This is a genomic window from Imperialibacter sp. (assembly GCF_048007035.1).
Taxonomy (GTDB): domain Bacteria; phylum Bacteroidota; class Bacteroidia; order Cytophagales; family Cyclobacteriaceae; genus Imperialibacter.
In genome coordinates, this window is record NZ_CP180355.1 from 131,524 (window position 1) to 153,098 (window position 21,575).

Here is a 21,575-nt window from a genome sequence, read left to right on the forward strand (position 1 = left end):
CCATGGACCAACTAATAGCAATACTCAGAACATTAATGAAGCACTGGCTTAAGCTTGTGCTTGTGCCTGGGCTAACTATGGCGTTGATCATCTACATGACGGCCAATGGCCAAAAGACTTACAAAACAGAAGCGAAACTCTACCTCAACCTGCAGGAAAGCAAAAGCACCAGCCTTACGGATGAGGACATGAAGCAATACCAGATCCACACGGTATTCCAAAACATTGTGGAGCTGCTAAAATCTAAAAAGCCTATAGAAAGGGTAAGGATCAAAGCAGTAAGAAAAGGTCTCGAAGATGGCAACATTTTTTCCGTTGGGAATGAAAACCTTGTTGCTAACAAAGAGGAAGTACTGAAACGCCTCGATGAAATCGAGCATAACAACGAGCAGCTTCGGCCGAAGCAGTTTCCTGACACGCTCATAGCCAGCTACCTTGACTTCCATCAGCTACAGATTGAAAGACTGAAGGATATTGTGATGTCGTACCGCATCATGGACAGTAACTTCATGAAGTTTGAGCTGTCAGAGCATATCCCTGAAAAGACACAAATAATAGCTAATCTGTTTATTGAAGCCCTGATCGATGAAAACCGTGAGATTGCCAAAAACAAAATCAAGAGTCATAAAGACCTGATTGAAGGATTGGTAAGGCAGGCGAAAGCGGACCTGGATGCAAAAATCAAAAAGCTGGAAAACTTCAAAGTAGAAAACAGCATCATCAACCTTGGCGAGCATACCAAGGCTATTGTGGTGTATTTGGTGCAGCTGGAAGGCACCCGGGCCAACCTGATGGCCAAGGTGAGCTCCTCAGCAAAAGGTAAGTCAGAAGTACTGAGCACTGTGGCCGCAGGTAACGCTCTGTCCCTTGACCTGACTACCAACGCCGAAATTGTGCAGCTAAAGGAAGATCTGAAGAGGCTCAACCGTGAGGTGCTTACGACCAGTCTGGAAGAGAACAATGCCGCAGCCCTGGCGCAGGTGAAAAACAATGTGGAAACCACAAGAAAAGCCATTAATGCAAAACTCATCGAGCTGACCGGCAAGAGCCCCTACGACCCAAGCAGGATACAGCTGGAGCTGGCCAGCAAGTACCTCAATTATGACCTGGACACAGAAATCAACGCCGACGTGTTGAGCATCATTGAAAACGAAATTCAAAGGGTCACAGGTTATTCAAAAAAATTCGCTCCCTTCGAGTCCACCATAGTGGCATTGGAGCAGGAGATAAGCACAGCGCAAAATGTTTATCTGGTACTTCTTAACAAGCTCAACCTGACCCAAACCATGGAGTCGAGCTCTGGTGAGAACATGATTGAGGTAATTGACCCTCCGTATCTTCCCACTAAGCCGGAGCCTTCAAAAAGGCCTGTAATAGTAGCAGCCGGTGGCATCGCAGTTTTCGTGCTAATGGCAGCCGTGTTCATCATCATTCAGCTGCTTGATGCGTCCATCATCAGCGTCGAGAAATTTGAGAGGAGTTCATCATTACCAGTCATTGGCGCCTTGCCAAAAATAACTGACAAGGAAAAAGACAAAAAACTAGCCAAAGCACTTCAGCTCATTCATCAGCAACAAATACTTCAGTTGTTGCAGTTGATCATGAGCAAGTGTTTCGACGATGAGGGCATACTGATGCTAACCTCCAGCCAGGCAGGTGAAGGCAAGCACTACATCGCATTGGAACTTCAATCGCTGCTGGAAGGCTCTGGGAAAAAGGTGGCCTTTGTTGACGCCGACTGGATGAACGAAAACACCTATGAGTCTCTCATTGATTTCAAGCCCTTAGTGGAGAACAATGGTTTGATAAAAAACAGAACCAAAATTGTAGAGTCGCTAGATAAGATGAAAACCGAAAACGACCTCGTCGTGCTGATCACCTCCCCTATCAACATCAGCGCTGAGGCAGGCTTCTGGATGGAACTCTCCAAACATGTGCTCTACATATTTGGTTCTAATCGCATTATGACCAAAGTGGATCAGCGAGTAGAGAAAATGCTATTGGAGTCCAGGCTGCAATTCCTGGGTACGTTGCTCAACAAAGTAGATGTTGAGAACATGGAAGACTACCTGGGTGAAATACCCAAGAAAAGAACCTTCATCAGGAGGATCACCAAGAAATTGATAACAAGAGACTTTTAGAAATAATGACAGCTATGCAGTTTATAATGTACCCAATCGCCTTCTTCCTGCTCTTTTATAGCCTTTACTGGCTGGGGCTCATCGTATTGGGATATGCCAACCCCAAGGCAATGGGGGAAAATAAAAACCCGACCAACCCACACCTGCTGCTTGTGCTACCGGCCTACAAGCCCGGCCCCATTTTCAAGGAAGTACTTAACTCCATTGAAAAAGCAATCAAGGCAAGAAAGAACATCCACGTTTATGTATTGCTCCAGGAAGCTGACAGCGAATACGCCGATTTTGTGAAATCAAAAGGTTTTTTTGTCGAGGAAAAGAGCTTCGGACACCTGGGAGGCAATTCCTATCAGCATGCACTGCGACACATTACCCACACCATTCAGCGTGAATGCAACAAAGGTACCTGGTGCCCTGAATTTCTTATGCTCGTGGACAAAGACAACCTGCTCGACAAAGATTATTTCAACAATATTCCTGAATCAATTTACGATAGCTACGACATCATACAGGGCAAGCGATCGTCTTTGGCGGTAAACAACTCAGTGGCTTTCTTCGACAACACCACGGAAGCGCTTAACGACACCATGTTCCGCAAGGCGAAACAAAATATGGGGCTGATGATCGAAATCAGTGGCAGCGGTGCATTAATTGAAGCAGAGCTGTTTTCAGAGGCTATCAACAGCCTGGACCCCAGGGCTCCTGGTTTCGATAAGAATTTCATGGTACAGCTGCTGAGTCACAAACGAGATGTGCGTACCATCTACTGGCCCAGCAGCGAGCTCTACGAGGAAAAGACTTCGGCCCTTGAAGCACACAACCCACAGCGCCTGAGATGGTTTGGCGAGCAGTACTACAATGCACTTTATCATGGCAAAACGCTACTGAAAGCCGCATTCACCTACAGAAGAATGGCAGCTTTTGATTATATTATCACACTCTGGAGGCCACCGAGGTCTATCCAGGTGGTCATCACTCCAATGGCAGCGGCTTTAGAAATCGCATGGTATGCCTATTTCGGAAGCTGGCCTCTATACCTGCCATTGTTTACCGCATCCGCAGGCATTCTTGGACTGGCGGTGGCTTTGTTCCTCATTAGCCAGAAAACATTGGGGTCTGCATTGAAGCATGGATTTCAGCTACCAAAACTGGCTTTCAACAACCTTTTCAATGCCGCAAAAAGTGTGAAAAAGGAAAACCAGGGTAAGTTTATCCACACAACTCACAAACTTTAAGAAGTTGCCTTTCAGGAGGCATCTCATGCCAGATAAATGAAAAACCTCTCTCCATCTTCAGGAACTATTCTTGGCCGGTTCATCCGGGGTGAGGGAGGTATTCCTTCATGGATGCAGTGGGTATTCTGGCTTTGTCTCGTGCCCGTTATTGCCAAGCTGATGGTGGCGAAAGGCATCATCGTTGCACTGGGCATCATTGTGATGGTAGTCGCACTGCCAGTGGGCGTATCGGCCCTTTGGAAAACAGAAATAGGCATCTATATCATGCTCGGGCTGGCCTTTTTTGTCAGCATCCCCAACAGGCTCTTTGAAGGAATTCCCATGGGTATTTTGCTCGATGTGGTGATCGTAACCATGCTGGTGGGCGTGCTCTACCGAAGCACATACAACATGGATTGGAGTACCTTTTCAAGTCCAGTCAGTATTTCCATATTGTTGTGGGCCGGCATGAATGTCTTCGAACTGTTCAATCCCATGGCCGCATCCCGGCAGGCCTGGTTCTTTGTGATAAGGCCTGCAGTTGGCTACCTGATGCTCTTCTTCCTCACGTACGACATGCTCACCACGCCCAAAAAGATGTACAGGCTACTGTTTGTCATCCTTGGGCTTTCGCTGTTTTCGGCTAGCTGGGGAATCTGGCAGGCCAACTTTGGCTACTTTAGCTGGGAATACAATTACGTAGTAAGGCATGACGTCATGCACCTCGTTTTCAACTACGGGCGCTGGAGGGCGATTGGGAGTATTGGATCCCCGGCTCAGTTCGGGATATTAATGGCCTTTATTTCCATGCTTTGCGTGGCTTTGCTCACAGCCTTTAAAGGCACATTCACCAGGCTCTTTCTTTTGGCCACCTTCGTTGCCACCCTGATGGGCATGGTATACTCCGGCACCAGGTCTGCCTATGTCATCATTCCCATATTCTACTTTGCGTGGGTGGTGCTCTCAAGAAACAAGAAGCTCTACTACTCAGTAATCTTTGCCGGTGCACTGATGGTGACGGTGGCCGTAATGCCAACTAACAACTACCACATCCAGCGTATACAAAGCACCTTTAAGGCATCAGAGGACGCCTCCTACCAAACCCGTGCCCGCAACAAGGCTATCATTTTCCCTTGGATCCTCAAGCACCCCATTGGCGGCGGCCTGGGCTCCACAGGCGTTTGGGGGCAGCGCTTCTCTCCCGGCACCTTTCTGGCCAACTTCCCCCCTGACTCAGGTTTGATCCGTGTGGCGGTAGAGCTGGGTTGGATAGGCTTGCTTTTCTTTCTCAATGTGTACTACAATATTCTTGTAAAAGGCACCTTCCTTTTCTGGAAAATGAAGAATAAACGCTACAAAGCGATTGTTTCCGGTATGATCTGCGCCATAGCCCCGCTACTCGTCGTAGAATGGGGGCAGGAGGTCGTAGGCGTTTTCCCAATGAGCGTGCTTTTCTGGCTATTTGCCGCCATTATGTTTCGATCCATCGATTTTGACCAGAAAGAGCAAGCCGAGCAAGCTAAATTTGAATCATAATTCAATGAAAGGCTTACTTGCTAATGATTTCATTTAGAAACAAAATATGGTCACTACTAAACAACGGGATTGAGTTCGCCCTGGGCATAGGCCTGGTCGCAGCCATCACCCGGATGTATAGTACCGAAGACACAGGAGCATGGTTCCTGTTCATCGCCATATTTGCCATGGCAGGCAGCCTCAGAGATGCCCTCATTCAGTCGGCCATGGTGAAAAGCACCGCTGGCATTACTGGTAGCTCAGCCCATAGCTCGCTAAAGACCAACCTGACCGTGATGCTTTCTTTCGAACTCGTCACCAGCCTCATTATTGTGGCGATAAGCTTTTTCCTGAGTACTACGCTGGGGAAGTTTATGCTTTTCTACCCACTATATGCCGTTCCGAATGCATGGTTTCGCTGGCAGGTTTTTTTCCTGAGAAGCCAATTGCAGATCAAAGAGATATTTATTACTAATCTACTTAACCTTTGCACCATTATCGTTTTGTTCGTTCTGCTCTACCTGAACAAAGCGGAAGTCATTTACCTGGTGCCCACTATGGGAGCCGGAAGCATAGCAGGTGGCATTTTCGCTTCCTTCTTCCTTCCCTACAAGCAAATCATCAAGTCGACCACGGCAAAAGAAAACCTGAAGCTGATCCGCCATTTTGGCTTTTTTGCCATGCTGAGAGAAGCCACTTCAGCGGTATCATCAAGAATCAGCTTGTTTTACTCCAGTGCGCTCCTTAGCCTGCAGCAAACGGCTTTCCTTGGGGTATCACAACGTTTTTCACAAATCGCCCTTTTGCCTAACAACGCCTTCCAGTCTATCCTTTTCCCCAGCCTGGTAATGCATGTGAACAAAGGCGACCTGAAAGCAGCCAAACATACGTTCGAAGATTCTATTGCCCAGCTTCTGGCCTTCACCATTCCATTTGCACTGACGGGCGTTTTCTTATCGCCTTTTATTCTGGAATTGTTGAGTGGCCCAGAATACAGACAATCCTGGTCCATACTAGCCATTTACCTTCTGCTGGCTACCATCATAACGCCTTTTGGCGCAGCCTTTGGCAGCATGGTGACTGCCATGGGAAAACCTCAGATGGCCTTCCGCATTGTGCTGGTTAACAGCATATTGAATATCGGCATTGGCTACCTTCTCATGCGCAACATGGGCCTGATGGGAGCCCCGCTTTCTATGGCCATTACTGAGCTGGGGGGATTTATCTGGATTGGCACAATACTCAAAAAAGAGGCTGACATCAGCATCGTTTCCACATTTGCAAAAATTCCGGGTATCTACGTGAGAAGTACCGGAAAAGTGCTGGGGCTACTGAAAAAGTCAGAAACTCCATTAAAAGCGACGGAGGTGATCAAATGAAGAAGCTAACAGCGACTGCGGGATACGCCGCCCTCACTCTAAGACATAAAAGAATTTAGCTATGGATATTTCGGTAATAATTGCGACCTATAACAGAAAGGATTCTCTAAAAGAAACACTGGATGCACTTAGCCGCCAGGACTTCTGCCATCTGTCTTACGAGGTAATTGTGATCAACGATGGCTCCTCCGACGGAACGGTTGAATTGCTTGAAGAATACTCTGTTTTTGGCACCATTGGCCTAAGGTTCTTCAACCAACAAAACCAGGGGCCGGCTGCGGCAAGAAATCTAGGGATTCAGTATGCAAAAGGAAGAATAATCGCCTTCACGGACGACGACTGCATTCCTTCACAAAACTGGCTATGTACGATTGATGCTCAATTTAAGAATAGCAACATAGTGGGTTTGCAGGGAAGCACTTTTACTGACAAAGACAAAATTACGCCTCTAACACACCAGATAGATAATACTCAGGGCAACAAAAGCGTTCCTACCTGTAACGCTGCCTACCTGAAGAGTGCTCTGGACGCCATTGGCGGATTCGACACGGAATTTCCTTTTCCGCACAACGAAGACGCCGACCTGGCCTGGAGAATACAGAAAAACGGAGAGATTGGATTCTGCGCTGATATGCTTGTATATCACCCACCCCGCATGGACACCTTTACGAAGGTTTCCAAAAGGATGAAGATCATGGAGAGTGAGTTCCGCCTGTTCTACAAGGACCCGGAAAGCTACCGGAAAAACAGAGGCACCTCACCCTGGCAAATCATCTACTGGGAGGTAATGGTAAAGACACAATGGTATTACTTCAAAACAAGGTTTAAGTACCTGAAAAGACCGAAGCTGATGTTTCAGGGATTGGCCCTGACTTTCATCTGGTGGTGGGATCTGATCAGGTTTTATCCAAAGTTTTGGAATGCCAATAAAGTACACAAGAAAATGTTTTGAGTGGTTTTAGAGTAGGTTTAGGGAAAAGGCACCTCATTTTGAGCGTGCCTTTTTTATTTTGAATTTTGTATCTTGATGCTGCAATGCTGAGATACAATACTGACATATAATGCTTAGATATTTTTTTTATAGCCTGGTTACAACACTTTTTCTTATCGGTTTTACCTGCCATTCCCAGCCTCATTGGACTGTGCTGGAGGAACTTAATGGCATTACGCTCTATGAATCAGACCAAAAATGCGACACACTGAGGAATTTCATGGCCGTTTTCACGGTACCGGCCAGCGTCAAAACATGCGTCAACATCCTGTACAATAATGAATTCCACACCGATTTCATGGATGGTATGAAGAGCAGCGAGCTTATAAAGTATCACCACGAAAAATCTCTTGTCTTTTATCAGGTGATCGATTTGCCATGGCCAATTCCCAACCGGGACATGGTGACACTGGCGACTTTCGAGCACACGCCTGACTTTAAAACTGTGACAGTGAACCTCCGGTCGTCGCCTGAGGAAAAGGCACCCACTTCCATGACCCGGGTAAACGTACCTGAACGGGAATGGAGCTTCTCCAGAAATGGTGAGCTTTCAACTCATGTAACCTACACCTACCGCACCAATCCAAGCCATTTCCCTTCATTGCTGGAAGACACCTTCACCATCGACGGGCCTATGAAAATGATGAGTGGGTTCAAAGACCTGGCCACCAAAGAAAGCCGCACACCGGTAAATTTGGTTTGGATCAGGGATTGAAACGCAGGTGTCGGCACGGCCAACTAGCCACCCTGAAAGAGCCGTCAGACACCGGCTTTTTAGGATCAATCTGTATTTCTGGGGATTGAATGTTTTGTTTGTGGCTAAATAAAAAAGCAAAACTGGTTCAATGCGTCTCGCCCGGCCGGGATAGGCTTGGACCTTTTGCTTTTTTATGACTACTCGGAATTTTGGGCTTAAAGTGTAATTTCCCAGATTTTCCGCTTGATCCGCTTTTTACCGAATCCGTTTTATCTTCACCATTGCCAACTCCTAAACAATGTGACTTCATCGCCACTAAGGCACGAAGACACCAAGGATGCACACAATTTTTCTGGTCCGCCGAAGCTTTAGCGAAGGTGGGTCGTCCGACTAAGCATTAGCGTAGGCGGGATTGTCCCTGGATTTATCCTCACGCCGGGCTACTCATACCTCAGCGGATCTATAATTAACCTATCGTTTTAACCAAACATCCATTCAAAACCTTAAATTGCATTACAAAGAGATCAGCAGGGTTATTTGAGATCATGATCAATAGCCGCAATCAGAAAGACAAATATCTCTAAAAGAACAAATGCCAACCCCTACTCAAAAGAAAAACCGAATCACCATCCTCGATTCATTCGAGCAAATGAACGCATCCGACATTCAGGATATGGCTGCCACCTCTGCCTATCAACGCATCAAAAGCACAGTTGACCTTACCCTAAGAGCGCACGGAGTAACAAGGGAGCAGCTTTTGAAAAGAGGGCGTGCCACCAGCATTGAAATTATAAGGGGCGAATGAACCTCTTTGTAGAGTCTCACCAGAAGCTACTTGAGTGCCTGACAGATGCTGAGGTAGATTTTATTATTATTGGAGGCTATTCGGTCATTTTTCACGGATATGCGAGAACTACTGGTGATATTGACATTTGGCTGAAGCCCGACAATACCAATAAAGCCAAGCTGCTAAAGGCACTCAGATCGTACGGTATAGAAGAGGACTCTCTGGAGGAACTCGCCCAATTAGATTTCGCTCAGACAGTTTTCTTTAAGATTGGTGACGTACCAGAACGGATTGATTTTCTTACCAAAATCAACCTTGTCGATTACGAGACAGCTAATAGAGAAAAAGTGTTAGCTAACCTCGACAACATAACGATTCCGTTTCTGCACCTCAACCACCTCATCTTGTCGAAACTTAATACCGGACGTCCACAGGATCAGGCAGATATAGAAATGCTGCAAAAGATTCAAAAGAATAAGAAAAACTAATAATATGTCATTTCAAGCTTATATCGACAATATCAAAACCAAAACAGGCAAGAGCCCCGAAGATTTTAAGAAAGAGCTGGAGGATGACGGATTGCTGTCGCCTGATATGAAGGCCACTGATTTGGTTAACTGGTTGAAACAGAACTATGAACTTGGACACGGGCACTCCATGGCCATTTGGGCAGTGTTTAAATCGAAGGACTGGGTGGCTTCCCCAAAAAAATAAGACTTTTGGACACGCCCAACTACAGGTAGTATCTGATTGTCTGACTGTCCGATTGTCCAACTCAATTCACTTTCGCACTCCTAACTCTCCCGCTCTCCCACTTCCTTGTCCACCGGAGCTTTAGCGTAGGTGGGTCACTCATACCGCAAACTATCCGACGGATTAGCCGTTGCCGCCCTGAATGCTTGTAAGCCCACCATCGCAAACGCCAGCATGATAAAAAACAGGGATGGCAGAAGATAGGTCAGCACACCAGGCCTAATATGATACTCGAAGTTGGCCAGCCACTCTCCTACAGCATAGATGCTTAGGGGTACGGTCAGGGCAATAGCAATACCCACCATCACCACAAACTGCCGACTCAGCAGCCCCAGGATGCCCTGGTTGCTGGCCCCCAGCACCTTGCGGATGCCGATCTCTTTGGTGCGACGCTGCACCTCAATCGCTGCCAGCCCAAGCAGACCAATGCAGGAAATCATAATCGCCAGCACAGAAAATACTCTGAAAATCTTAAACATGCTGTACTCCTCTTTGTAGAGTGCATCGATGCGGTCGTCGAGAAAGCGATAATGGAAAATGCTGGCTGGGGCTACCTCCTGCACAAAGTTTTCGAGGTAAGCGACCGTTTGCGGTACATTCTCTGCGTCGATTTCCACCAGCATATAGCCTGTCCACCATGGTTTGTACTCAATCACCAGCGGCTCCACCTCCCTGTGCAGGGAGTAGTAATGAATATCGTCGATCATGCCGATAATCGGCCCTCGCTCATTCCTTGTCATCTGCTCGGCCATCTCTCCCACGGGGTTTTCTATCCCCCACAGGTCGGCCAGTTTTTTGTTGATGATGTAAACACCTCCTGTGTCAGCTTTCGGCTGAAACGTACGCCCCGACAGCAGCTCAATATCCAGCGTGCTGAGAAAGCCCTCATCTACCCGCAGCACATTGACCGAGGGGTAGTCAGCATCCGGATCCATGGAGGCCAGACGGAACCCCTCCACACTCAGTTGATCGCCCATCAGGTTCGAAGACAGGCTCACGTCCTCAATCGCTGGGTTTTGCTTCAGCCGGGCAAACAGGCTCTCCCTGTTTTCCACCAGCTGCTCTTTCATTTTGCCGTAAGTTTTCACTGCCACCACATGACTGGCAGAGAAACCCAGGTCTTTGTCACGCACAAAGTTCATTTGCTCGGTCACTGCCACGGTGCTGATGATAATGAACAGCGACAGCACAAACTGAAACACCACGAGCCCTTTGCGGAAACCTGATACACCACTGGTGCGGGCATCCCGCTTGGCGGAAAGGGCTTTGGTTGCCGTAAAACCCGATACAACCAGCGCAGGATACGCCCCCGCCAGCAGGCCAATCAGCAACACAATGCCCGCCACAAAGGCCAGGTATTTCAGCTCCAGCAGTTGCACGGCCTCAATGCCTGAGCCCGCCAGGGAATTGTAAAACGGCATAGCAATGGCGCAAAGCACCAAAGCTACGAGCGCCGACAGCGCCGACGTAAGCATGCTCTCGCCAAGAAACTGCTGCAATAGCTGTCCCCGTTTGGCACCCATCACCTTGCGCATGCCTATCTCCTTGATGCGGCGCATGGAGATGGTGACGAAGATATTGACAAAGTTAACGCAGGCGATGATAGTAATGAACACTGCCAGCGTGATGAAAATATAGATATAAGTAGCGCTGGAGTTAGGGCCCATCTCCTGAATCTTGTTTGACTCCAGGTGGATGTCGGTCAACGGCATAAGCTCATAGAAGAAATTTTCCGCCTTTACCTCTGCCATTCCTTCTTCTGTAATTTGCCTGTAGTCGATTTGAAAGTCGAGCATTTTGGTCATGGCGCTTTCGGCTTGCTGCTGGTTGTCGAACAGCACATAGGTGTACATAACCATCCAGCCTTTGTTGCTGTACCAATCGGCATCTACCCATTTCATAAAAGTGGGCATGGAAACCAGTAGCTCGGCTTTAATATGAGAGTTGGTTGGCAGGTCTTTGATCACGCCGGTCACTTCAAACTTATCGCTCTCATTCAGTTCGATGGTTTGGCCTATCGGATTGTCTGTTCCAAACACCTTTTTCGCCAGCGACTCGGTAAGAAGAGTGGTACCAGGCCGGGTGAGGGCGCCTTCCGCAGTGCCGTTTACAAACTGATAGTCAAACATCTCGATGGCTGATTGATCGGCCAGGTACACATGCTCGACGTCAAAGAAGTCTTCGCCCACATTGAGCACAGTAAGCTCCCCACCAAAGTCTGCAAAGCGGCAAAACTCCTTCACCTCCGGCATATAGGCTTTAAAAGCTTCCCCCTGCGTGGGCGACGACTTGGCCCAGGTGGTGGCGGCCAGGCGGTAGATATTGTCATGTTTTGGAAAAGCCTTTTCGTAGCTCAGTTCCTTGTCTACATGCAGGAAGATCATGAGGCTGACGGCGATACCGACAGACAATCCGACAATATTGGCCATGGTATACAGCTTCTGCCTGGCCATGTTGCGGCCAGCGATTTTGAGGTAATGGGCGATCATAGTCGTTTGATTAGTCTTTATTTGAGTTTTCCTTATTCGTGCGTTGTACATCCTCAGGAACATTAGTCCATTGGCCACATAAAGCCAGCGTGCCTTCCAAAGTCCCTTGTCCTCCACCCAGCGGTCGAACAGCTCAAGCAAATCGCCACGGATCTCGTTGGCGTATTCCCCACTGCAATACCAGTCGAGCAGGCGATTGATCCATTGAGGTGGTTGTTGTTGTTTCATGTTTTATATTTTCCCGCAGGCTCATTTTTTTGTCTCGCAAATCCCCGTGAGGGGGAAGCACTAAGGCGCAAAGTCTTCAGTCTCGTTTACTTTACTGCGTTAGAGACTCTCTGACTGTCCGACAGTCCGACTTTCTCTTGTAACCAATTTTGTTCCCGGCTTTGTCTTCATGCCGGGCTTTTACGCATCTCAAGGATGGGCTTCACCGCCATCCTTCTTTTATTGCGCCCCCTCAGGGGTGCCCGGCTCAGGACTTGAAATCAGGTAACGGATCGGCTACCCCGTACAAGGCGGTCGACACCAGGTTCGTTAGGTGTCGGCACGGCCAGCTAGCCACCTTGAAAAAGCCGTCAGACACCGGGTGTTACCGTTATCGTCTCCTTGCCTTCACTATTTCCAACTCTTTGTTCCCGGCTGTGTCTTCACGCCGGGCTTCACACTTCTCAAGGATGGGGCTTCACCGCCATCCTTCTTTTATTGCGCCCCCTCAGGACTTGAAATCAGGTATCGGATCGGCTACCCCGTAAAGGTGGACCAGGTTCGTTAGGTGTCGGCACGGCCAACTAGCCACCCTGAAAGAGCCGTCAGACGCCGGATGGTTGCCGTTATCGTCTCCTTGCCTTCACTATTTCCAACTCCTCAAGGTGGGTCTTCATCGCCACAAAGGCACGAAGCCACCAAGGATGCACAATATTCCTCACCCGCCGAAGCTTTAGCGTAGGCGGGTCGTCCGCCGAAGCCTCTGGCGTAGACTTCACTTCCCTCTCCCGTCTTCAAACTTCCGTCTCCTCACTTAGGTCTCCCGTCTCCTAACTTACTTACCACTCTCAACTTCTTCTTCTATCAACCCGGCGGCTGACAGCTGCCTGCCCACTTGTCATCCCAGCCGTACCGACGCCTGCGCTACTATCTCCCGTCTTCCTTGCCCGCCGAAGCTTTAGCGTAGTCGGGCACTCTCCCTCCCTTCACTTCTGTCTCCCGTCTTCGGACTTCTGTCTTCAAACTTCCATCTGTTCACCCTCTTACTGCCTACCATTCCCCCCACTCTCAACTTCTACTTCTATCAACCCGGCGGCTGACGGCTCCCCTCACACATGCCATCCCTGCCGTACCGACGCCTGCGCAGCTATCTCCCGTCTTCCTTGCCCGCCGAAGCTTTAGCGTAGGCGGGCCGTCCCTTCACTCTCTTACTATTTACCGATTACTACATACTGTTTTCTACTTCCCCTCCCAAATCACCCTCGGAATATCCTGCCACATCCCATTTCTCAACTCCCGAGCCTCGTTGATTACGTTTTTGCCATACGCTGTTAATTCGAAAAGTCTCTTGGTACGCCCTCCTCTTTCCTCAGTGGCTCCGCCCATTTCAGATTGCAGGAAACCTTTCTCTTCCAGCCTGATGAGCGTGGAGTGCACGGTGCTGATGGTGGCTGACCGGCCTGTACGGTTTTCTATTTCATCTTTGATAGAAAGCCCATAGGCCTCAGGGTACAACACCCCTACCGCCAGCAGGCAGAGCTCTTCAAATTCTCCTATGGAAGTTCCTTTCATGTGTATAAATCGGTTTTCAATGGTCACATGGAATAGCCAGTACCGTCTCCGAATGATATTTCGATTGGTTTAGGGCATTATTCCTTTCGTTCGGGTATGGTATTCCTTGTGGCTATTTAATGACAATGGTTTACGGGTAAAGGGAATATTAGATTCGGTTTTGCCGATGTAATATTAAGAAAGTCTTTTAAATATTCACGGGATACGATTCTTCTTTACAAAAGTTGTACATCTCTTCGACACATACCGAAGGATGCGACTGTTGATAAGATCGAGTTGTGGATAACTTAACAAATCTATTTACTGTAGTCAAAATCTCTTTGAACGTCACGGTCAACGTAATGCTCACATGATAGTCGTGGTGGATTAGTTACTAAATCAAAGGCCGTTGTCACATAACTTGAACCACTGCGTTAACTAATGGCTGGTTCCTGTGATTTCACGCAGGGTAAGACTCACTCTTCTTTTAAATGGAGACAATTGATCTCGTACGGTGTGTAGGTGCCGCCGGGACAGGACAAATAAAATATCGTTTATGTGAACAACGCATGATACACAAGGTATTTCACGCAATTGCTATTTTATCTATATTTCTAAATCGTTAGCCTTTTTTCTGGGTTTCGTTCCAAAAAAATAGAATTCTAATATTGATAAATTATGAATGCGATTGTTTCCTTCTGCAGAATCGTAGTCTACTCATTCCTTTTTATAGTAGCATACTCGGTGTTTTTGATATTGCTTGAAAAGCTGATCGAAAGGTCGAGGATAATTTCTGACAGTTGGTACGTCGGTTCACTTGAAGAGAAGGGATTTCAAGAAGTGGATGACCTATTTAAGACTCAAATGCCAAAATTCTTCAAGGATATTCACAATGAGATCAAACGTGATAGATCAAAGCATCAAGAAAGCTTTGAGGCATCTCCGCCGTTGGCTGAGAAATGTGGCATATGGCAGCATCCTAACCGAAAAGGCAGTTCCTATATTAACTATGAGGTCGGATCCGTAGTAAATATTGACAGCCTGAAACCACAAGACATTGACATAGCAAGTAAGCTCCATAGAGTATTAACTAGATGGGTGAAAGACAATACAATATGTGATCTGAATAGCTATTCAAGAATGATATTTTCAAAAATTGGAGATAATTCTTTTCGAATTTGGTAGCTCATAGAATTTACCTTGCAAATAGAAACTCATTGTTTTTGTATATTTATCCTGGAGAAAACGCTAGCCTAAATGAAGATTTAGGAGGCCAGAAGATCGTTTCGAGAGAGTGGTTTAAAGCATCTGCCAAAGATAGCAATACAGCAAGATCATTTGTTACTGAAAATTCTGACTTCGGCTTGACTTATGCCTATTCTGACATCGACGCAAAGAATAAGACTAACCTAATACGAACTTTTTTTTATAATTTCCAAAGTGAAGGCATTCCCTATACGCTATGCCTTGATCTCTTTATCGACGTGCCCAAAAGGCATTCTTTTTTGGGTATATACTTTCCGGTGCTTGGTTCCATATACACAGATTCGGCTGTACTTGCCGGACTTAGCACTGTAATCTTGTTTCTAGCAATCAGAGTCTTTTTTAACAAGAAAATAAATCGTCTTATCAACTCTTTAAATCATGCAGCGGAACCAAACGCTAGAGTTGCTCTATTTGATCGCCAGGAAAGATTATTAATCAGTAATTCCTCCGACGTCAGCAAGGAAAGTAAATTTGAGGTCTCCGATGTCGATTCCATTCAATTCGGTGCTGAACTAAACCTTCGCTGGAATATCGTTAGAGTTGGGTACGGGCGAAACATTGCTAGAATGTTGTCAAAAAAAAGTGAGTTAAAAAAGAATTTTAACTTGTCGCTATCCAGTAACAAAATGTTGAGAGCAATTGATGTTTGGCTCATTTGGGGGTGGAGCAGTACAAAAAAAACACTGTTAGGGATTGAAGAAGTGAGATGGCAAAATACTGTTTATAAGAAGGAGGATATCGTAACTGAAACTGTTTGGCGACATAGCGAGATTACTATTTGGGAATATAACTTATATCTAAACGACTTGAGGAGCAAAATCCTCTCTACTGATCGAAAAAACATACGATCAATCGTGGACGCAGAATTACAATTCGAGAGCACACCAAAGCTAATTGATAATTTTCTGAGCAAGTTTCCACATTTAAATCGCAACCTCTTAACCCGCAAAATTCTTTTTGAAGATTTCGATAGCTTCAGCCAAGTATATGATCTTGGAAAAACATTTGCAGTTTGCAGCGAACATTATATTCAACTACTAATTAATCAAGATAAGGTTAAACTTATCTTTCAAAAGGAGGTGAACAAAAGAATATTTATTGAAAACGAAAAAGGAAATTTTTCAAACTTGTTCAAGAATATAAAAGAAGAAGATAAAGAAAAAGTATTAGCAAACCTTTCAATATTGAAATACGATCCACAAGGCTCAAGCAGCTATTTAAGAAATGATTTTGCTTTAATTAAATCTGAGAATAATGAGACTGTATGTGTGATTTATAACTACGACGATCTTACGGACGATGCTGGTTGGCTAAGTTGGAGAACTGTAGACATTAACTACTATGAGCAACTTTATGACGCCATTACAAATTCTGGAACTTGTTATTCATACAGTGTATACAAAGGAATGGGGTAAGCTAAAAAAGATTACATCACTCTTCGACCTCTTACTCAGCGAGTATAAAGTTCTGGCAATGGTTAATCTTAAATCCAGCAGTATATTGACTACAATAACTACTCCGGAAAATCAGCCTTGTGTTAATTGAAATCATTATCCTCGTTGTTTCATTCGCTGTTTTGGCGGGAGGAGCCGTCTGTTTGCAGAAGGTGCACTACCTGTTGAACAACGGAAAAAAGGCTGAAGCAACTATAGTGGGTAACCACTTTGAGTCTACCAGGCAGGGTGGCGTGTATTATCCTATCGTGAAATTCTTGACGGACAAGCAAGAGTGGATCACGCAGCAATTGAGCGTTGGCTTCAAGCCCAAAAGGGCTGAAGGTGGCAAAGTGGATATTATTTATGACCCAGACGATCTTGGCAATGTTGAAATCGATTCAACGATTATGCTCGAGTTTTTACCCAGGCTTCTCGTTGTCATTGGCTTGTGTGGCGTTATTTTTGGAGTTTTAGAGATATTGGATGTCACTGAGCTACTTAAAAGTGTTCATTAAAACCCACAACTCACTCCTCGACATGTTCCGAATAGCACCGCTTAGCGGGAAAGCCGAAGTCGGAATAATGATGTATTCAAATCCAGCGTTATATCGAACAGCATAACCGCCCTTCGGAATTTGCAACTCCGAAGCCCTATCGAAGGGTTTGTGACCCGATAAAAAACTTTTCGGAGAGACCCCTCCCCATTATCGTTGATATTGCTCTTCTGTTACCTTCTCCATCCAGTCGACTGCTTTGCCATTCAGTTGCTCATGTACTGCTATGTGTGCCATCGCCGTGGTGGCGGTAGCCCCATGCCAGTGCTTTTCGCCGGGGGCAAACCAGACGACATCACCAGGCCGAACTTCTTCCACCGGACCTCCCTCCTTCTGCACCCAACCGCAGCCGAAAGTAATGATCAACGTTTGTCCCAATGGATGAGTATGCCAGGCGGTGCGGGCACCGGGCTCAAAAGTAACGCTGGCTCCAGCAACTCGTGCCGGTTCTACAGCTTGAAACAACGGATCAACACGAACTTCGCCGGTAAACCAGTCTGCTGACCCCTTGCTGCTCGCCTGCGACCCTGCTTTTTTGATTTCCATAGTTAACTCTCTTTAGTTTGAGTCTAGGGTCAATTTAAAACAAATTGGAAGGTTAGTGTCATTTTACTACAGCTGTATTACCCTGAAATATCTATCTAAGCAAAAAAACCGCCCAAGCCCGTATATCACGGATCAGAACGGTTTCTCTTATTTACTCTCGTATTCCTTACCTCGGATCCAGCGCCTGCTCAATGCGTTTTCTCAAGTCAGCCATGTGGTATTTGCTTACCTGATCCGCTGAACCGGTGGCAGCTGAGCTTAGCCATCCTTTGATCCTCTCCAAATGCCCTCTCGCCAACGACGGTACGTCGGTCTGCCCGAGATCAACCTTGCGGGTATCGAAAGCATAGCCAGCACCGTTGGGGATAGAGCGAACATTCACATCACCCGGCTCCAGCAGCTTGATCAGCTCGTCCACATAGATCTTCTGCAAGTTGCGGCGACTCACTGTGATGCTGCTGCGGGAACGAACCTCAGACAAAATGCTGGCAGACAGATCGGTGAACAGGTCATTCACGGAATAGTTATTGGGGCTTTGAGCACTGGTTTCAATCAACCGCACCAGCCGGTCGCCTTCCAGCAGCCTGGTAACGCCGTACTCCTGCAGCGCCGACACAGACTCCACACCAGACTCCGGTTTGATTTTGTTCAGCACCGACTGATCCATCAGCCAGGTGGGCGTAGTAAACAGTTGTTTGCTCAGGAAGTTGATGGCGTCTTTTTGCAGCGCCTTTGGCACCACTTCGTACACTGGGCCTTCCATGTCGTAGGTTTTCGGCGAATCGTAAATACCACCAACGTTCTTGATCACATGGCCCATGTAGCGGCGGTACTGGCTAAGTACGTTTCTATAGATTTCTTCCAGCTCCTTGTAAGCTTCTCCATCCTCAGCGCTCCACTCAATAAGCGACGGCATCAGCCTTTTCAGGTTTTGAATGCCGTAGTCCGAGGCCTTCATGGCATTGTCGCCAAGGTCTTCTGTTTGGTAGCGGGGGTCATAAGGGCTTATTTCGGTTCCAAACCAAAGCCTGCGGTTTTTGTAGGCTTCCTTCGTCCACGCATTCAGGGTGGCTTTTGCCTGCTCCTCTGTTACATCGTCGCCGAAGTAGCTATAACCCCACTTGATCGCCCAAACATCGTAGTCGCCTATTCTTGGGAACAAATCCGTAACGCCATCACCAGGCTGCGCCACATAGTTGAACCGGGCGTAGTCCATGATAGAAGAGGTATGGCCGTTTTGCGCCACCCAGTCTTTGTCTCTCAGCTTCTCCACCGGCGTGGCTGAGCTGGCCCCCATGTTGTGGCGAAGACCCAGCGTATGTCCCACCTCGTGCGATGACACAAAACGAACCAATTGGCCCATCAGCTCATCGGAAAACTCTTTGGAACGTGCCTTTGGGTCGACTGCCGCTGCCTGTATCATGTACCAGTTGCGTAGCAGGCGCATCACGTTGTGATACCACCCGATATGACTTTCTAAGATCTCACCCGTCCTTGGGTCGTGCACATTGGGGCCATAAGCATTCTGGATATCGGCAGCAAAATACCTAATCACAGAGTACCTGGCATCCTCAAGACTCATCGTGGTATCGTCCTCAGGCCAGTATTCTCCCCTGATAGCATTTTTCCACCCGGCAGCCTCAAAAGCAATATTCCAGTCGTCGACGCCTTGTTTAAGGAATGGACGCCATTTCTCCGGCGTGGCAGGGTCGATGTAGTAAACAATGGGCTTTTTTGGTTCTATCAACTCACCTTTCTTTTGCCTGGCGGCATCCTCAGCATTTTTTGGTTCCAGTCTCCAGCGAACTGCGAAAATATCCTCATCGGCTTTTTGCGACTCTTCTTCAAACAGCGAGTACTGGTTGTAGAAATAACCCACCCTGTAATCGAATGGTCGCTTCCGCATAGGGTTGGAAGGCAGCAGTACAAACGAGGTGTTCAACTCAAGCGTGACCACTCCCACCCCTACCGAAGCCGGGAAATAGGTGGTGCGTGGCCCTGTCGACGGCCCCGACTCCCGCTTGGGTGGATTGACGCCGAAGGTCTTTATCGTGCGAATTTCTGTATTGGTCGGGTAAGTCGATATTCTTTCAATGAACGATGCTTCCTTTTTGATGCTGGAGATATTGTATTCCTGCTTCGTTCTCGGGTCAACCGAAAAGGCCTGGTTGTCGCCATCAAAAGTCGAGGTAACATCAATTAAATAGACAGAATCTTTCTTCAGCGCTTCTATTTTGAATGCGCCAATGATAGGCGCTGCATTGGAGTTGTCCACGGCACGAAACATGGGACTCAGGCTGTCGGGGCTCATCATCACATAGGTAATGGAACGCAGCAGGATGTTGTCGTCGGGGCCTTTTTCCCACCTTACTACTTGCTCGTTTACCTCTTCACCACCAAACACATCGCCGCCGGCGGCAGTCTTTGTGTAGCGGGTAATCGCCATCAGCTCCTTGCCGAAAAGCGCCTCAGGAATTTCGAAGTAATACTTGTCTTTCTTCTGATGCACCGTCATCAAACCTTTACTTGTGGTAAAAGTGCTGTCGATGAACTTTGCATAAGGCTTCGGGCCCTTGTCTTTGTCATCGTCCTTTTTGGCGGGCGTTACCTTTTCTGTGTCCTTGTCCTTGTTCTTTTTCTTGGATTTCTGAGCGTTGGCGGTGCCTAAGCCTATGGCGAGCACAGCTGCCAGCATGAGTGATAGTAATCTCTTCATTATGGGTTAATTTGATTAGTATTATTTTGAAGGGGGGAAGATAGCGACAAAAGTCTTTTTGTCGCTACCATATTTTACTTAAAGAGGCCGGGAATTGTATCTTGGGGGCTACAATCTCAGGGTTTTCTCAGGGTTTTCGGATGTCTCAAAGCCCTGGAATCACCGCTAACAAAAGTCAGAAAAAGCTATGCGCATACCATCAGGGCAAATGCAGGAAGTGCTCTACCAGTTGTTCATCAAATACCAATTTTCGAAACAAAAAGCACTGATCCTGGCGAAGGTGCATACGGAAAGCACGCTATCCGGTGTCAACTCTCATGGCATCAACCGGGTGCCCCTTTTCATCAACTATATAGAAAAAGGGCTGGTGAAAGTAGATGCCGAAGCCGAAAAAGCAGAAACCTTTGGCAGCATCGAACGGTGGGATGGCCACTTTGGCTCCGGCGTCATTAATGCGACAAAGTGCACTAACCGGGCCATTGAGCTGGCCAAACTGCATGGCATGGGGCTGGTAGCGTTGCGCAACACCAATCACTGGATGCGAGGTGGCACCTACGGCTGGCAGGCTGCGGAAGCCGGTTGCATTTCTATCCTTTTTACCAATACGCAGCCCAACATGCCTCCCTGGGGCGGTAGAGACAGCCGAACAGGTAACAATCCCTTCGTTGTGTCCATACCAAGGCAGCAGGGGCACGTGGTGCTGGACATGGCCTTGTCTCAGTTTGCTTTTGGCAAAATCAACGACTACAAACTCAAAGGCGAAAAGCTACCTTTTCCCGGAGGCTGGGACGACGACGACGAGCTATCGAACGACCCTGAAAAAATCCTGGCAAAGGAACGTGGGTTGCCCATCGGCTACTGGAAGGGATCTGCGATGTCGATGATCCTTGACATGCTGGCCACACTGCTGTCGGCAGGAGATTCCACCTACAGGGTAAGCTTGAGGGAGTATGAAACTGGCATTTCACAGGTATTTCTGTGCATCTACCCTGAAGTATTCAATGACAAAAGTCTGCAGGAAAAACTCCTCAATGAAATCATCGACTACACGCACAACGTGGAACCTATGCAGCCGGGCGACAGCACCTTCTACCCGGGGGAAAGGGTCTTGCAAAACAGGGCCAGCAACCTCAAAGATGGGATACCCGTCAGCGACGAAGTTTGGCAAACTGTGCTGGAGCTTTTGGGGTAGGCAAGCTCTTGCCCACTGGGTACTGTTGGCAACGGGTGCGTGAAGGCCTAAAGATTACAAACCAGGGCTCCGAGTCAATTCGAGCTACCCACACGTTCAAAAGCCTCGAAACAAAGCTTGACTTTTATCACATTTTGAGTGAAC

17 protein-coding genes are annotated in these 21,575 nt (G+C 47.3%); 13 read left to right on the forward strand and 4 right to left on the reverse strand.

The genetic code is table 11. The features are described 5' to 3' along the window. The first annotated feature begins 2 nt into the window (after window positions 1-2). The 9 genes from ACMVP2_RS00575 to ACMVP2_RS00615 all read left to right on the forward strand — a co-directional run bounded on the left by ACMVP2_RS00575 (window position 3) and on the right by ACMVP2_RS00615 (window position 9,435). Window positions 3-2,141, forward strand: coding sequence for a hypothetical protein (locus ACMVP2_RS00575; protein ID WP_416866273.1), 2,139 nt, complete (start codon window positions 3-5; stop codon window positions 2,139-2,141). Between the two features lie 14 nt (window positions 2,142-2,155). Beyond that, window positions 2,156-3,373, forward strand: a complete 1,218-nt coding sequence (locus ACMVP2_RS00580; protein WP_416866274.1) for a glycosyltransferase — start codon at window positions 2,156-2,158, stop codon at window positions 3,371-3,373. A gap of 36 nt (window positions 3,374-3,409) precedes the next feature. Further along, window positions 3,410-4,888, forward strand: coding sequence for an O-antigen ligase family protein (locus ACMVP2_RS00585; protein WP_416866275.1), 1,479 nt, complete (start codon window positions 3,410-3,412; stop codon window positions 4,886-4,888). A 23-nt stretch (window positions 4,889-4,911) separates the two neighbouring features. Beyond that, window positions 4,912-6,246 (forward strand): lipopolysaccharide biosynthesis protein, encoded by a 1,335-nt coding sequence (locus tag ACMVP2_RS00590; protein ID WP_416866276.1) that lies wholly within the window; start codon window positions 4,912-4,914, stop codon window positions 6,244-6,246. Between the two features lie 61 nt (window positions 6,247-6,307). Beyond that, the gene (locus tag ACMVP2_RS00595) at window positions 6,308-7,198 is read left to right on the forward strand and encodes a glycosyltransferase family 2 protein (protein ID WP_416866277.1); all 891 of its coding nucleotides are present in this window, start codon (window positions 6,308-6,310) and stop codon (window positions 7,196-7,198) included. A gap of 109 nt (window positions 7,199-7,307) precedes the next feature. After that, window positions 7,308-7,952, forward strand: a complete 645-nt coding sequence (locus ACMVP2_RS00600) for a hypothetical protein (protein ID WP_416866278.1) — start codon at window positions 7,308-7,310, stop codon at window positions 7,950-7,952. 574 nt (window positions 7,953-8,526) lie between these two features. Then, window positions 8,527-8,739, forward strand: a complete 213-nt coding sequence (locus tag ACMVP2_RS00605) for a hypothetical protein (RefSeq protein WP_339793488.1) — start codon at window positions 8,527-8,529, stop codon at window positions 8,737-8,739. Further along, a complete protein-coding gene (locus ACMVP2_RS00610) occupies window positions 8,736-9,209 on the forward strand; it encodes a nucleotidyltransferase (RefSeq protein ID WP_416866279.1) in 474 nt (157 codons plus the stop codon). Before ACMVP2_RS00605 ends, ACMVP2_RS00610 begins: the two co-directional genes overlap by 4 nt. A gap of 4 nt (window positions 9,210-9,213) precedes the next feature. Beyond that, a complete protein-coding gene (locus ACMVP2_RS00615) occupies window positions 9,214-9,435 on the forward strand; it encodes a DUF4287 domain-containing protein (protein ID WP_416866280.1) in 222 nt (73 codons plus the stop codon). 134 nt (window positions 9,436-9,569) lie between these two features. On the opposite strand, the gene ACMVP2_RS00620 is transcribed toward ACMVP2_RS00615, so the two are convergent. Together ACMVP2_RS00620 and ACMVP2_RS00625 are read right to left on the reverse strand one after the other, a co-directional pair. Continuing rightward, window positions 9,570-12,191, reverse strand: a complete 2,622-nt coding sequence (locus ACMVP2_RS00620; RefSeq protein ID WP_416866281.1) for an ABC transporter permease — start codon at window positions 12,189-12,191, stop codon at window positions 9,570-9,572. A gap of 1,218 nt (window positions 12,192-13,409) precedes the next feature. Further along, window positions 13,410-13,742, reverse strand: a complete 333-nt coding sequence (locus tag ACMVP2_RS00625) for a PadR family transcriptional regulator (protein ID WP_416866282.1) — start codon at window positions 13,740-13,742, stop codon at window positions 13,410-13,412. A gap of 657 nt (window positions 13,743-14,399) precedes the next feature. On the opposite strand from ACMVP2_RS00625, the gene ACMVP2_RS00630 reads away from it, so the two are divergent. The 3 genes from ACMVP2_RS00630 (at window position 14,400) to ACMVP2_RS00640 (ending at window position 16,938) form a co-directional block, all read left to right on the forward strand. After that, entirely contained in the window at window positions 14,400-14,906 is a 507-nt protein-coding gene (locus ACMVP2_RS00630; RefSeq protein WP_416866283.1) for a hypothetical protein, read from the forward strand. A 38-nt stretch (window positions 14,907-14,944) separates the two neighbouring features. Then, window positions 14,945-16,402, forward strand: a complete 1,458-nt coding sequence (locus ACMVP2_RS00635) for a hypothetical protein (protein WP_416866284.1) — start codon at window positions 14,945-14,947, stop codon at window positions 16,400-16,402. A gap of 119 nt (window positions 16,403-16,521) precedes the next feature. Then, window positions 16,522-16,938, forward strand: coding sequence for a DUF3592 domain-containing protein (locus ACMVP2_RS00640; RefSeq protein ID WP_416866285.1), 417 nt, complete (start codon window positions 16,522-16,524; stop codon window positions 16,936-16,938). Between the two features lie 189 nt (window positions 16,939-17,127). Here the strand turns inward: ACMVP2_RS00640 and ACMVP2_RS00645 are convergent, their stop codons facing one another. Both ACMVP2_RS00645 and ACMVP2_RS00650 read right to left on the reverse strand, forming a co-directional pair. Continuing rightward, window positions 17,128-17,523 (reverse strand): cupin domain-containing protein, encoded by a 396-nt coding sequence (locus ACMVP2_RS00645; RefSeq protein ID WP_416866286.1) that lies wholly within the window; start codon window positions 17,521-17,523, stop codon window positions 17,128-17,130. A gap of 166 nt (window positions 17,524-17,689) precedes the next feature. Continuing rightward, complete coding sequence (locus ACMVP2_RS00650) at window positions 17,690-20,239, reverse strand: zinc-dependent metalloprotease (protein ID WP_416866287.1); 2,550 nt, start codon at window positions 20,237-20,239, stop codon at window positions 17,690-17,692. Window positions 20,240-20,426: 187 nt separating this feature from the next. Here ACMVP2_RS00650 and yiaK point away from each other — a divergent pair, with 187 nt between their 5' ends. Next, window positions 20,427-21,431 carry a 3-dehydro-L-gulonate 2-dehydrogenase gene (yiaK, locus tag ACMVP2_RS00655; RefSeq protein WP_416866288.1) on the forward strand — a complete coding sequence of 335 codons (1,005 nt, stop codon included), beginning with the start codon at window positions 20,427-20,429 and terminating at the stop codon, window positions 21,429-21,431. Window positions 21,432-21,575: the final 144 nt, after the last annotated feature.